The following is a 13,053-nucleotide window of genomic DNA, read 5'->3' as shown; positions in this document are numbered from 1 at the left end:
CAAAGCGTTACGCTGCGGCGAAGAATTAGAAGCTGTAACCTACGCCAGCGATCCAGGTGCCAACATCAACACTGCGGATACGGGACTGTTCGTAAGAAACGTCCAGAGCAACGTTCTGGATTGGGTTGAACTGCAGACCAGCGCCGTAAGATACGCCGTAGTCGCTGTTGTCAAATTTCTGACGGTTTGCAGTAGATGCTGCGTTGTCGTTCTGCTGGAATTTACCGTAGCCCACACCTACAACACCGTAGATGGAAACCCAGTCAGCCAGACGGTAAGCAGGACCCGCAGTCAGACCGTAGTATTGTGCTTTACGGTAGTCACCAGAAGACGGAGTGCTGTCGTCTTCAATGTAGGTGAAAGAACCGATAACGCCCAGTGGGTTGTTATCTTGTTCCCAACGGTATTTCAAGTTGAAGCCGTTTGCTTTGTTAGCAACGCCTTGCATATCACCCTGAGCGTAACCAGCGGTTACGGTGCTGGTGTCAGCGAATGCGCTTGTTGAAACGCCCAGTGCTACTACGCAAGCTAATGCGGAAAGACATGCAATTTTTTTCATAAACCACCTCAAAATGGGAAACCAAAGTAACCTTCACGTTTGAAAATATAACAAAAACCAGCGTGAAACTCTGCCTGAATATAGATGTCCAAAGCACTCTATCGTGTAACATAAAGTTTCCAACACGCTATATCTTATTAATTTTACTGTGATTTTCGTCACTAAAACTATAAGAAAAACTTATTGAACTTTTTAAGATTAGCAGATAATTCCTAAAGTTTTGGACGAAAAATCGACATTTTTTCGCAACATTTTCGGCTTTTTAAAATTTTTTTCGGAAAATCCGCTGCCGAAAAAAACTTTTTTCACTGATTTTTTCTTGCCCCATTTCCCTCTACACTGACGGTGCTTTACCTTTCTTTTCAAAACTATAAATCTCAAGATAATCGTTAAAACGGATCACCTCCTAAGGCGCTATGGATGACACAGTCAGGAAAAAAAATGCAGGCCGCCGTGCCCGCAGAAGAACACAACAACAGCCCGCCGGTGCCGGCATTACCTAAGAAAGCCTCACCTCTGGTCGCCATCCTGCTGCTGCTCATCGCCATGCTTTCCTTACAGGGTGGCGCGTCACTGGCGAAAACGCTGTTCCCGGTCGTCGGCCCGCAGGGCGTAACGGCGCTGCGTCTCGGGCTGGGTTCCATTCTGCTGCTGATCTATTTCCGACCGTGGCGCTTTAAAATGCGCGGCGGTAATTTTCGCGCACTGCTGATGTACGGGCTTGCGCTGGGTTGTATGAACTACAGCTTCTATCTGGCGCTGCGCACCGTGCCGCTCGGGATTGCCGTTGCGCTCGAGTTCACCGGGCCGCTGGCGGTGGCGATGTTCTCTTCCCGCCGCCCGGTGGATTTTGTCTGGGTGGCGCTGGCCGTGACCGGATTACTGTTTTTGCTGCCGCTCGGACAAAGTGCCGGTGGCGTTGATCTCAAGGGAGCGTGCTTTGCGCTGATCGCCGGTGCCTGCTGGGCGGTCTATATTCTTGCCGGGCAGCGTGCAGGCAGTAGCTACGGGCCAGGGACTGCCGCGATGGGCTCGGTTATCGCCGCCCTGATCTTCTTCCCGATTGGCATCGCGCAGGCGCACACCTCTATATTCAGCTGGGAAATCTTGCCGCTCGGCTTGCTGATCGCCCTGCTCACCTCTGCCATCCCTTATTCGCTGGAAATGATGGCGCTGACCAAGCTGCCCGCCAAAACCTTCGGCACGCTGATGAGTATGGAACCGGCCATGGCCGCGCTTTCCGGAATTATCTTCCTGGGCGAGTTCCTGACGGCGTCACAGTGGCTGGGGCTGGCGGCAATTATCGCGGCTTCTGCCGGTTCAACGCTGACGATCCAGCGTAAAATCAAAATCGAAACGGTGGAAGTGCCCGGAAATAATCCGTCGGGGAAATAATCTCTGCGTTATTCCAATAAAAAACCACGCCAATGCGCGTGGTTTTTTTATTGATAATCAATGTGTTGAAAATAACGTTGGTTTATTTCACTTTTTTTCATCTTTTCCTGCATCCAAAAGCGGGGTGTCGTTCGTATGTATAGATGTGAGGCAAGACCTTACCTACTCAACTTACGAAGGACTACATCATGAAAACATTAATCCGTACCGCTATCTGTGCTTCGCTGCTGCTGAGCACCGCGTCAATGGCTGCAATGATGTCTCAAAACACCACCATGGTGGGTGGCGCTGAAATGTATCCGTCCAAAAATATCGTAGAGAATGCCCTGAACTCCAAAGACCACACCACGCTGGTTGCCGCCGTGAAAGCTGCCGGTCTGGTGGACACGTTGCAGGGTAAAGGTCCGTTCACCGTGTTTGCCCCGACCAATGCCGCGTTTGCTAAATTGCCGGCGGGCACCGTCGAGAATCTGGTGAAACCTGAAAACAAAGCCACACTCACCAGCATCCTCACCTACCACGTGGTGGCCGGTAAATATGAAATGAAAGATCTGGAAAAACTGCTGAAAAAAGGGAACGGCACCGCGGAACTGAAAACCGTTAACGGCCAGCCACTGTGGATCCTCAACAACGGCCCGCACAATATTCAGCTGAAAGACGGCAAAGGGAATATCGCCAATATCAGTACCTATGACGTTCAACAGAAAAACGGTGTAATCGACGTGGTCGATACCGTACTGATGCCTAAATAATACCGGCTGCCCCTTCATACTTCGCGTTGCAGAGGCGTTCGCTGAAGGCTGTGATCAGCTTCTGCCCAGGCACTGCAACACGAATTATTTTGGGGACTATACTGAGAGCTGGATTTCCTTATGAAACAGTATCTCAGAAAGTCAGGATGGGCGAATGCATGACCCTTTATTGAAAAATACGACACCAGAGAAAGCGCTGGAAGTTCAGCGTGAACTGATGAGCGCCATGGCCAGTGGCGACCGTCAGGCATTCGAGCAACTCTACCGTCTGACTTCCCCGAGACTTTTTGCCGTGGCATTACGCATGTTGCGGCGACACGCCTGGGCAGAGGAAGTTTTGCACGACAGCTACATCACCGCGTGGAACCGGGCGGCGTCTTATAACCCCGCCCTCAGTTCCCCGATGACCTGGCTCACTCACATTGTCCGCAACCGCGCCATCGACTGGATGCGCGGCAGCGATAACCAGACAGACGAACTGGACGACAGCGTGGCGGACCGTTACGTCGAAGAAAGTGATGAACCCCTGCAAAGATTGCAACAAGACAGCGATGCCAAAGTGCTGGCGAACTGTCTGGCGCACCTTCCCGCCGAACAACGACAAAGCCTGATCCTTGCCTATTATCAGGGTCTGTCTCACGGCGAGGTTTCATCTCATCTACAACAACCTCTGGGGACGATAAAAAGCTGGATCCGTCGCGCCCTGGATCACTTAAAGAGCTGCGTGGGACTATGAAAAGCAGAAGCCATTATCATGCTGCCCTCGCCGCTGAATATGCGCTCGGCACGTTGCGCGGCGCAGCAAAAATTCAATTCGAGCAAAAAATGCAGGAAGACCCTGAGCTGGCGGCCGAAGTGGCGCGCTGGCAGGAAGCCTTCACACAACTGGATAACCAGATCATCCCGGTGATCCCACCCGCTTCGGTGTGGAAGCGCATTCAACATAACCTCGCGCTGCAACCTGCAAATCGTGCGGCCCCCGCCAAAACGCCGCTGCGCGGTTATCTTGGCTGGGCACTGGCCGCCGGGCTGGCGGCACTGCTGCTGATCCCGCGTCTGCTGGTACAACCGGGCGTGCCTATGCCGGTGGCGATCCTCGCCAGCAGTGAAGGCGCTCCCGGCGGGCAATGGGTGGTGAGCGCGGATGCCAGCACGCGCAGCCTGATGCTGACCCCGCTCAATGCGCAGCGCGTGGCGGATGACCGCAGCCTGGAACTCTGGGCCATCCCGCCGGGCGGCAAACCGCGTTCGCTGGGCTTACTCAATACCCGGCAACCCACTCAGCTGGCGCTGGCGGCAAAAATGCCGGATCCGGGTTACACGCTGGCGATCAGTGTTGAACCACGCGGCGGCTCTCCTACCGGGCAACCGACCGGTGCCGTGCTGTACAGCGGTGCGCTGACGCTGTGAAACCGGTATTCAGCAGGCAGTGAAACCTCTTAATAATCAACGGCGGGAAATATTTCCCCCGTTGATTATTTTCAGCAAAAAATAGTGTTAAATTGGCAATCATTCTCAGGCGAGAATATTTATCATTCTCTGTTTTTGCTGTCATAAATATAGACATAACATGTCATGTTACATTCAGGAATAATTCAACATCCCGGTTGACCCACTATTTACGTGAATTCAGGAACATTCCTATCCACCTTAAAAATCAACATGATAAATTAATAAACATCGTCTGGCAGGCAATATATGGCACACGCTATCGGAACGATAGGAACGACTTTCCTGCAAAACTGAAATTTATTGCTATACTGGATCCAGTTACGAGATATATGCATTAACTAATAAGTAAATCTAACAAGGAGATATAAATATGAGTACCGCTAAACTGGTCAAAACGAAATCTTCTGAACTTATCTATACACGCAACGATTTAGATGAAAACGTTAAACTGAGCACCATCAAAGTGCTGAACCGCCTGGTGGCGGAATACATCGATCTGTCGCTGATCATCAAGCAGGCACACTGGAACATGCGTGGCGCAAACTTCATCGCCGTGCACGAAATGCTTGATGGATTCCGTACCGCAGTTATCGATCATCAGGACACCATCGCAGAACGTGTGGTGCAGCTAGGTGGCGTTGCGCTGGGTACCGTGCAAGTGGTTAACGATAAAACCCCACTGAAAAGCTACCCGACTAACATCCATACCGTGCAAGAACACCTGAAAGCGCTGGCAGATCGTTTTGCCGTTGTCGCCAACGACACGCGTAAAGCCATTGGCGAAGTGGAAGACGAGGACACCGCAGATATCTTTACCGCCGCATCACGCGATTTGGATAAATTCCTGTGGTTCATCGAATCTAATATCGAGTAATCAGGACTCGGTAATCGCAGCCTGATCAAGGCTGCGGCTAATCATCGGATCAATGCAAAAAATAAGGCCAGTGGCGTAAGCGACTGGCCTTTTCTATTTTCATCCCCCTCCCCTCCCGATACCTCGTTTTGCGCTGAAATCCCTGACTCATAACGTTTTTTGTAAGAACTTTGAATAATAACTTATATGAATAGTTTCTATATAAACTAATTCAGAACTAATTAGTCCTGAAACCGGTACCACTAGCCGACTGATAAATAAGAGTTTTATTAGACGTGTCAGAAAGCTCTTAGATCAATAGGTGTGATGAATGTTTAAAGGCAAATTAATAGACCAAAGCAATTTTACATGAATGCGATATGACCTGTAACTTGCTGAAATATTTAGTCGTAACCTTTACTTTTTTGTGAATTTAGGCATTGAAATAAAACACTGAAAGTTAAGAGAATTCTTACAATGGACGTTCACTCCGGCATGGCCCCTCCAATAGTAACTTATGGAAAAGTGACACTCCTTCTGCGGCTACCTCACTGAGGTTAAATACCACGCCGTTTCCCACAATCTGACCCTGATTTCAGCACATTGGTAGCCATAAGCCAGGGGCGGTAGCGTGGAAAATCGAATAAAAACTGGACAAAACAGATGGCACGTAGTGGCTTGGAAGTACAAAAAGCGGCCGTAAAAGCGCTTTTTTTAAGAGAGATTAAGACCCGTTTTGGTAAGTACCGGTTGGGGTATCTGTGGGCAGCGCTGGAGCCAATGGCGCATATGCTAATTTTGTTAGGAATCTTCGGTTATATTATGCACCGAACTATGCCTGATATTTCTTTTCCAGTATTTTTGATTAACGGTATCATCCCTTTCTTTGTTTTCAGTAATATTACCAACCGCTCAATAGGCGCTATTGAAGCAAATCAAGGGTTATTTAATTATCGACCCGTGCGCCCTATTGATACCATTATTGCCAGGGCAATATTGGAAGCGCTAATTTATGCAGTCGTATATGTATTGCTCATGTCTATTATTGGTTTGCTTGGAGAGGAATTTAAAGTAACAGGGCTCATAACTATAGTTATGGTATGGGTATTAATTGTTTTATTATCCTGTGGTATAGGCCTAATTTTTATGGTGATCGGCAAAACCTTTCCAGAAACGGAAAAATTCTTACCTATTGTAGTTAAACCATTATATTTTGTTTCTTGTATTATGTTTTCATTGCATAGCATTCCAAAAGACTATTGGCCTTATTTGCTATGGAACCCTATTGTTCATGCTGTAGAACTATGTAGAGCTTCAGTAGTGCCTGGCTATTCTAGTGAAGGGGTAAGTATCAACTATTTGGCAGGATGTACTTTGGTTATATTGTTCATTGGTTTAGCCCTTTATCGTAATCGAGAGGCAGCAATGCTGACATCATGATAAAAATCGAAAATCTGACAAAATCCTACCGCACACCAAAAGGCCGCCATTACGTTTTTAAAGATCTCAACGTTGAACTGCCTTCCGGTAAAAGCGTAGCTTTAATTGGCCGAAACGGTGCGGGTAAATCAACGTTACTACGCGTCATCGGCGGCATTGACCGCCCTGATTCCGGTAACATTCAGACTGATAAAACGATTTCCTGGCCGGTCGGCTTAGCCGGCGGATTTCAGGGCAGCCTGACAGGTCGGGAAAATGTGAAATTCGTCGCACGCCTCTATTCCAAGCCAGACCAGTTACGCGAAAAAGTGGCTTTTGTGGAAGAGTTTGCCGAGCTGGGTAAATACTTTGATATGCCCATTAAAACCTATTCCTCCGGTATGAAATCCCGCCTGGGCTTTGGCCTGAGCATGGCATTTAAATTTGATTACTATCTTGTCGATGAAGTCACTGCCGTCGGCGATGCCAGATTTAAACAAAAATGTGCTGATTTGTTCAAAGCACGGCATAAAGAAGCGAGTTTTTTGATGGTGTCGCACAGTCTGGGATCACTTAAAGAATTCTGCGATGTAGCATTATTTATCGGGCGAGATAATAAAGTAAAATATTACGATTCAGTTTCAGACGCAATTGAATCGTACAAAATAGACGAAAACCTCTAATCTTGATTGTAATTAATAATTCCTAATGAGTTAAAAATGAAAAATAACAAATTTAATGTTAGCGTAATAATCCCTGTAAAATATAGAGACGAATATGATATTTGTCAGAGATTAATAATGAAGTCAAAGTTAGAAATCCCTGGGAACTTTAACTTCATTATTGTTGATTATGGTTCAGAATTAGCGCGCGCACAAGAGATTGAAAACACATGCGAAAATATTGGATTTGATTATGTATACGTTGATAAACCTAATGGTCTATGGAACGCATCTGCTGCAAGAAACGTAGGATTAAAAAAATCAAAATCTGAATATGTAATCTTCGAAGATGTAGATTTGTATCACTCTGTGGATTTTTATCAGAAAATTAATATTGAAATAGAAAATCTAATTGAAAGTGGTGACTGGCCATTCTTTGTTATCCCAGTTGTGTATTTGACAGAGAAAGGTTCAGAACTTATCTTGGAGGATTTGAATCCAGCCATTTATAGTAAAATGATTGGCGAAATTTATAAACCCACTTCTGAGTTAATTGTACATCATGCACCTGCTTCATCATTTTTAATTTGCAAACGCCAAGATGCAATTTTAATTGGCGGATACGATGAAAGCTTTGAAGGTTGGGGTTTTGAAGACTCTGACTTCTGGGTAAGACTTCTAAGAAAGTTTAAAATTGAACGCCCGCGCGATTTTTACCAACTAGACACACGTAATTATAGTAAACAAGTAAATTGGCGAGGATGGCGTTCGCTGTTTAGAATTTTTGCAGATTTAGTTTCAAATAAAGGAATTTATTCATTTCATATCCATCACCCTATTGCGGAACATCGTTCCACAGCAATTAGGGCAAAAAATCATAAGATTTTCTTAGAAAATTGCAAACGATATTCTAATGATAACTATATTACGACCCCTCTAATTAGAGAGGAATTAAAAAAACAACTTTTCTTATCAAAAAATCCACATTCATTTAATGAGCGAGTCTTCCAACATTTTGATAATCCAATATTAATAGAAGAGAAATATTTAAATATTTTCAACTTAGAAAAAAGCATTATTGACAACAATATTGAAAGTATTATTTTCAATAATCCATATGGTAACGAAAATAGGCTTTCTATATATAACAAAGCCAAGGAACTTGGTATAAAAACCTATGTTATCGAAAGAGGTGCATTACCGTGGTCTATTTATATTGATAGTAATGGTTTTTGCGCTGAAAGTACTTCATACTTGCCAGAAAACTGGGAACAACATGAACTATCGGCTGAAAAACTGTCGAACACATTAGAATTTATAAATGAAACTATACACTCAGGTGAATCTCTGGAACCTCAAGGTAATATTATTGGAGGAGATAATCTAAAAAGAAGAATTGCTGGAGATTCTGAGAATATAAAAATCCTGTTTATTGCCTTACAATCACCCAGCGATACTACAACTAGATATTTCTGCGGCGATGTTGGCAGCTATGATAATTACTTAAATGAACTAAGTATGCTTCCCTACCTTCTTCCTGAAAACTGGAAGATAGTGGTTAAGAATCATCCATTAAGTATTGAAAAGTTTTCTCATGAGAAAATGATCAATGTTGATGAATATCATATAGGCGACTTATTATCTTGCTGTGATGCTGTTGCATTACTTAATAGCGGGGTTGGGATAATGGCTCAACTATATCAAAAGCACGTTTTTGCGTTCGGTCAAGCACACTATATTTGCGATGGGATCAATTCGAACGTAAAAACAGCTACCGAAGTCGCGGGACTAATAACAAGCGATAATTTTAATTTTGATAAAAATAAATCTTTAAAATTCTTAAGTTATCTTGTTAATGATTTTTATTCTTTTGCATCTTGGATTAGAAGTGAAAGAAAACACACTGAAAAAGCAAATCTCTCTATATCTTTAAATATTGAATACAAGTCTGTTAGAGTGATTAATGAAGGTACGTATTTATTTGAAAAAGAAGAAGTGATTGATATAAGAGAAAGCATTCTTTTTGATCGATATAGATTAGATGAGTATATCTCGCGTAAACCGGCTACAATTCAACAACCAAAGCCAAAAATAGTTCCTGAAGTATCTGTGGCAACTCCTTCAAAAATTGACAACGTCGAAATAAAGATTGGAAATGGTGTTAAAAACAAAAGTAAGTTATCTCGGAAGTTTAAAAAACTAGCTACCAATCCAAGTTTATTTTTCCGTGATGCATTGAGAAATAGGGTTAATTAACCAACCCTTCACCCTTAGTTATCTATTTTAATCACTAGATAACTAAGGGTTATAATAAAATATTAGGCTTTTTAAAAAACTAACTTCCTGCATTACTTAACAGTTTCAAAAAGCTTTCTTATTAATTCGTAGCATTCATGTGTCGGATGTATACTTGAATCAACTATAAGTTCGCTTAGATTATTAAACCCATCCACATTATTCTCCATGTCTATCACCGCATTTTTATATATTTTTTTTAGTTTTGAATAATTCCAAATGGGATGATCATACTCTCCGTCCAAATTAATATACTTACCTTCTTTTTTATTCAAAAACTCCCTTCCAAACAAACACCAAAAAAATAACTTAACTTTACCCGTCTTTATCAACTTATCTAAAGATTCAAGGCCAAGTTCATAGCATTTTATAGAGTTTTCATCACCTGTAATATCCTGCCTAATGTACCTCCCGTCTTTCGTTTTTTTATCTGTTGCAACATTCCCTATACGAAAATCAGGCACAAACAAAATAACATCATCAAACCATTCCAACCACCACTTCACCAATGAATGTAACTGATCACTGAAGGAAGATAATGCCGGGATAGGAATGAGATGCGAATTTTTAGGGATGGGCGTTTGCCTTCTATTATATTTCGTAAACCATAAATCAACATGAGAAGGCCCCACGATCATGCGACTCGACTCATCAACTGCGAAAGTTTTCCTAACGGTATTTATATGGATTCTTTTCTTGGTAAGTTCTGGTAGTTTTCTATTATGCACATTATCTATTAAAGTGAAGTTATTCACATAATCAATGGTATTTGATTTTCCAACATTAGTTAATGAACTAATATCTTTCATCCACCACTTTGAACTTAGTAATTTTGAAATGTAAACTTCAGGAAATCTATATCCAACTATTACTGCTGGCGTTCCGGAAGCTATGGCATAGGGGGGGATGTTAGTATTAACGAATGAATTTGGCTCAATAATGACCCCATCAGAAATACAGCATCCTTCAGTGATTGTTGAGTTTCGACCTATAAGGACATCACTTCCAATAAAAGTGTATTTCCCTTGCTCATAATAGTATCTAGATTTTATTTTTTCATAATATTCATCTGAGGCTGAAAAGTCGGTGTCACGCGCAAATGAGTGAACTGAAAAGTTTGATATTTTCCTCTCCTCATAACCTAAAGTTACGCCATCTTCTATGGTTGAGAACCTACCAATAAAGCAGTTTAAACACTTTGCAGTTTCATTTATTTTTGAATAAGCCCCAACGTAGAACCGCCCTTTAAGTATGCCATAAATTACGCTCTCTTGCTCAAGCCAACCATCTCCTTCTATCGAAGAGTCTTCACTTACTACAATATTATTTAATTCAAAAAAATCATTATTCATTAACAACCTCAATTATTAAATCCGTTATTTATAATTCTCATCCTTACCCCCGCAAACCTATTCCCCTCCACCACATTGTTATCGGCATAATCGGCAAAATATTTACCCGATCCATCTCTCGGTTTATCCCCGCAGTCAAATCCTGATAAATCCCGGTTCTGCCGGGATGCCAGCCAGATGCCGACGGGTTCGTTGATGAAGGTGTTGTTACGGATGACGTTGTGGTCACTGTGCTGCCAGCGGATCACGGATTTGCCGGTGCTGAAATGTTCCCCGCAGTTCTTATACAGAAACACGCCCCCTGCCCCGTTCGATTCGAAACGGTTGCCTTCGATCAGGTTATAGGCCGATGAATCCACCGCTAATCCTTCACGCTTTCCCTTGCCGAAGCTCTCATGCCCATTGTTGATTATCTGGTTATTCACAATGTTGTTATTTCGCGATGAGTGTTCCAGATAAATGCCCGACATATACGAATCGCGAACCACGGAATTCTTCAGCGTTGAGTGGGTGACGTAATCATCAAAGTAGATCCCCACGCGACCGCTGCCGCTCACCTCGACGTTATCAAGCGTGATGCGCGTCGGTGTTCTGCGGTAATTCTCTTCATGGTCTGAGCTGAGTTTGTTTGCCGCTATGTCAGACGTGACCCGGATACCGCTGTGCGTGTAGTTTCGCACTTTGCAGTTTCTGATCGTCACATCAGACATGGGTTTGCCTTTGCTGTTGATGAATATCCCAAATGATTTCTCGTTATCGCCATCGAGCACCGCACCACGGCAATCGACCGTGGTGTGACTGGCGGTGATGACCATCTCCTGGTGATAAACGCAGGAAGGCACTAACGAGACGTTACCGCGCATGGCGGGTAACCGGCATTCGTGGGAAGCGGATGCTGAATCAGCAACCGCGCAGGCCGTCAGGGAAAGAGGCAGAAGGATGATGAAAGAGAAACAGGCACAGGGTGTAAACATCCGTTTTGCTGGCATCTGTGCATGGTCCTCAATTCATTCAGGAAGGCTGTCGTTTAGTGTAGTTCATCACCAGTTTTTGACTGATGAAGACCGGCTTGTACTGGGCATCGGCAATCGCGGCTTTGTCTTTTTTATGCCCGCCATAAAACACCGCATTAATCTGCGTATTCTGCAGCAAGTATAGCCGGAACTGTTTGAAAAGCTTCATATCGGGCTTAAATCCTGAGGTCCAAAACTGGTTCAGATGGCCCTGATAAGTAATGCCTTTAATGTCGTACAGCGCGTTGCCCATCACCTTCAGCGGCTTGTTATGGATCAGTGCGGATATCCCCGCCGTGCTGTTGATGGTCACTACCGCTTTGGCGTGGGTCAGCAATTCCGGCATCGGCAGGTCGTGGACGTAAATCACGCGATTATTGATGCGGTATTTTTTACCGAGCTGGCGGATAAGCGGCCCGTATAAACGGTGCCCCCGGTCCATCGGGTGATGTTTGATCACCAGAAACTCGGTCGGCGGCGCTTTCTTGGCGAAGGAATGCATCACTTCGTTGATGTAATCGCGCACGTCGTTATACGGGCTGTGGTTGCGGATCTGGCTGTCGTTGTAGACCTGCAAAATCGCCAGGAAGTAGCGCTGATCCAGATCCGTCTGAAGTTGCTGCAACACATTGCGCTGACGGAAGGCATACACCTTTTTGCGCCAGGCAGCACGGGTCCAGCAGCGCGCCTCATACCACGGCGAGAAGGATTTGTGATGGCGGTATTTCGGGAAATCATGGCGAGCGCCCCACCCGACCAGATAGTAGGTTATCGCATGACGGACGCGCTGCCAGGCCGAAGGTTTGATCTGCTCGATGTCCGGCATAGTCATTGGTGGCAGGTTGCGGTAAAACTCTGCCTCGCGCGGCACACTGGAATAGGCATTCACGCCGTTCTGTTCCAGCGTGATGTAGTGCGGGCGCAGATAGCCCTCCTCAAATGCGAGGAAGCGCACACCTTTGGCCTGTGCCCAGCGCTTAGCTGCCTGATGCAACGGACGACAATCCCCGAAACACACAATGGTGTCGAAGTCGTAATCCTGCCACGTCTCTTTCAGCCAGGTCGGAAACTCTTTTGGGGTCTGCTGAAACAAGCGGTATTCACGTTTACGCGAATATCGCCTGTCGCCGCCGTTGAAAACGACGTTCACCGCTTCCCGCCCCAGAGACTCAAGCCACTGTGCCAGATCGCTGAAGAAAGGCCCCATCGGCCCCTGCAACAGCAGATACTTTTTTCCAGAAAGTAATGTAGTAAGCGCCTTACTGTCCATTTTCGTCCACGCTACAAACTTTGAGTAATTA

Annotated in this window: 12 protein-coding genes; 8 read left to right on the top strand and 4 right to left on the bottom strand. The window is 44.8% G+C overall.

Features of this window, described 5'->3' with window-relative positions:
* Positions 1-25: 25 nt before the first annotated feature.
* Positions 26-559 (bottom strand): outer membrane protein OmpX, encoded by a 534-nt coding sequence (ompX, locus tag ED901_RS02695; protein ID WP_056769121.1) that lies wholly within the window; start codon positions 557-559, stop codon positions 26-28.
* 486 nt (positions 560-1,045) lie between these two features.
* Here ompX and rhtA point away from each other — a divergent pair, with 486 nt between their 5' ends.
* The 8 genes from rhtA (at position 1,046) to ED901_RS02655 (ending at position 9,348) form a co-directional block, all read left to right on the top strand.
* Entirely contained in the window at positions 1,046-1,954 is a 909-nt protein-coding gene (gene rhtA / locus ED901_RS02690) for a threonine/homoserine exporter RhtA (RefSeq protein ID WP_205965079.1), read from the top strand.
* A 188-nt stretch (positions 1,955-2,142) separates the two neighbouring features.
* Positions 2,143-2,706 carry a fasciclin domain-containing protein gene (locus ED901_RS02685; protein ID WP_056769118.1) on the top strand — a complete coding sequence of 188 codons (564 nt, stop codon included), beginning with the start codon at positions 2,143-2,145 and terminating at the stop codon, positions 2,704-2,706.
* Between the two features lie 154 nt (positions 2,707-2,860).
* On the top strand, positions 2,861-3,442 hold the full coding sequence (locus ED901_RS02680; RefSeq protein WP_056769116.1) for an RNA polymerase sigma factor: 582 nt from the start codon (positions 2,861-2,863) through the stop codon (positions 3,440-3,442).
* Positions 3,439-4,116: an anti-sigma factor domain-containing protein gene (locus ED901_RS02675; RefSeq protein WP_122094657.1), complete on the top strand. Its 678-nt coding sequence runs from the start codon at positions 3,439-3,441 to the stop codon at positions 4,114-4,116. Before ED901_RS02680 ends, ED901_RS02675 begins: the two co-directional genes overlap by 4 nt.
* Positions 4,117-4,528: 412 nt before the next feature.
* Entirely contained in the window at positions 4,529-5,032 is a 504-nt protein-coding gene (dps, locus tag ED901_RS02670; RefSeq protein WP_056769114.1) for a DNA starvation/stationary phase protection protein Dps, read from the top strand.
* Between the two features lie 642 nt (positions 5,033-5,674).
* Positions 5,675-6,451, top strand: coding sequence for an ABC transporter permease (locus ED901_RS02665; protein WP_122094655.1), 777 nt, complete (start codon positions 5,675-5,677; stop codon positions 6,449-6,451).
* Positions 6,448-7,113, top strand: a complete 666-nt coding sequence (locus tag ED901_RS02660; protein WP_122094653.1) for an ABC transporter ATP-binding protein — start codon at positions 6,448-6,450, stop codon at positions 7,111-7,113. Before ED901_RS02665 ends, ED901_RS02660 begins: the two co-directional genes overlap by 4 nt.
* Positions 7,114-7,149: 36 nt before the next feature.
* Positions 7,150-9,348 (top strand): galactosyltransferase-related protein, encoded by a 2,199-nt coding sequence (locus ED901_RS02655; RefSeq protein WP_122094651.1) that lies wholly within the window; start codon positions 7,150-7,152, stop codon positions 9,346-9,348.
* Positions 9,349-9,440: 92 nt separating this feature from the next.
* Here the strand turns inward: ED901_RS02655 and ED901_RS02650 are convergent, their stop codons facing one another.
* From ED901_RS02650 to ED901_RS02640, 3 genes are read right to left on the bottom strand one after another with little or no spacing between them, the layout of a single operon-like run.
* Positions 9,441-10,739, bottom strand: a complete 1,299-nt coding sequence (locus ED901_RS02650; protein ID WP_122095599.1) for an antibiotic acetyltransferase — start codon at positions 10,737-10,739, stop codon at positions 9,441-9,443.
* An 8-nt stretch (positions 10,740-10,747) separates the two neighbouring features.
* Positions 10,748-11,713 (bottom strand): right-handed parallel beta-helix repeat-containing protein, encoded by a 966-nt coding sequence (locus ED901_RS02645; protein ID WP_240993864.1) that lies wholly within the window; start codon positions 11,711-11,713, stop codon positions 10,748-10,750.
* A 37-nt stretch (positions 11,714-11,750) separates the two neighbouring features.
* Positions 11,751-13,022: a capsule biosynthesis protein gene (locus ED901_RS02640; RefSeq protein ID WP_122094647.1), complete on the bottom strand. Its 1,272-nt coding sequence runs from the start codon at positions 13,020-13,022 to the stop codon at positions 11,751-11,753.
* Positions 13,023-13,053: the final 31 nt, after the last annotated feature.

Source organism: Rahnella sp. Larv3_ips (assembly GCF_003697865.1).
Lineage (GTDB): Bacteria > Pseudomonadota > Gammaproteobacteria > Enterobacterales > Enterobacteriaceae > Rahnella > Rahnella rivi.
The sequence above is the reverse complement of the archived record's forward strand: the minus strand, read 5'-3'. Positions and strand labels throughout refer to the sequence as shown.

Bases quoted from the DNA above. Each gene is read 5' to 3' on its own strand.
- ompX (WP_056769121.1), bottom strand. From the start codon at position 559: ATGAAAAAAATTGCATGTCTTTCCGCATTAGCTTGCGTAGTAGCACTG.
- ED901_RS02685 (WP_056769118.1), top strand. From the start codon at position 2,143: ATGAAAACATTAATCCGTACCGCTATCTGTGCTTCGCTGCTGCTGAGC.
- ED901_RS02680 (WP_056769116.1), top strand. From the start codon at position 2,861: ATGCATGACCCTTTATTGAAAAATACGACACCAGAGAAAGCGCTGGAA.
- ED901_RS02675 (WP_122094657.1), top strand. From the start codon at position 3,439: ATGAAAAGCAGAAGCCATTATCATGCTGCCCTCGCCGCTGAATATGCG.
- dps (WP_056769114.1), top strand. From the start codon at position 4,529: ATGAGTACCGCTAAACTGGTCAAAACGAAATCTTCTGAACTTATCTAT.
- ED901_RS02665 (WP_122094655.1), top strand. From the start codon at position 5,675: ATGGCACGTAGTGGCTTGGAAGTACAAAAAGCGGCCGTAAAAGCGCTT.
- ED901_RS02660 (WP_122094653.1), top strand. From the start codon at position 6,448: ATGATAAAAATCGAAAATCTGACAAAATCCTACCGCACACCAAAAGGC.
- ED901_RS02655 (WP_122094651.1), top strand. From the start codon at position 7,150: ATGAAAAATAACAAATTTAATGTTAGCGTAATAATCCCTGTAAAATAT.
- ED901_RS02650 (WP_122095599.1), bottom strand. From the start codon at position 10,739: ATGAATAATGATTTTTTTGAATTAAATAATATTGTAGTAAGTGAAGAC.
- ED901_RS02645 (WP_240993864.1), bottom strand. From the start codon at position 11,713: ATGTTTACACCCTGTGCCTGTTTCTCTTTCATCATCCTTCTGCCTCTT.
- ED901_RS02640 (WP_122094647.1), bottom strand. From the start codon at position 13,022: ATGGACAGTAAGGCGCTTACTACATTACTTTCTGGAAAAAAGTATCTG.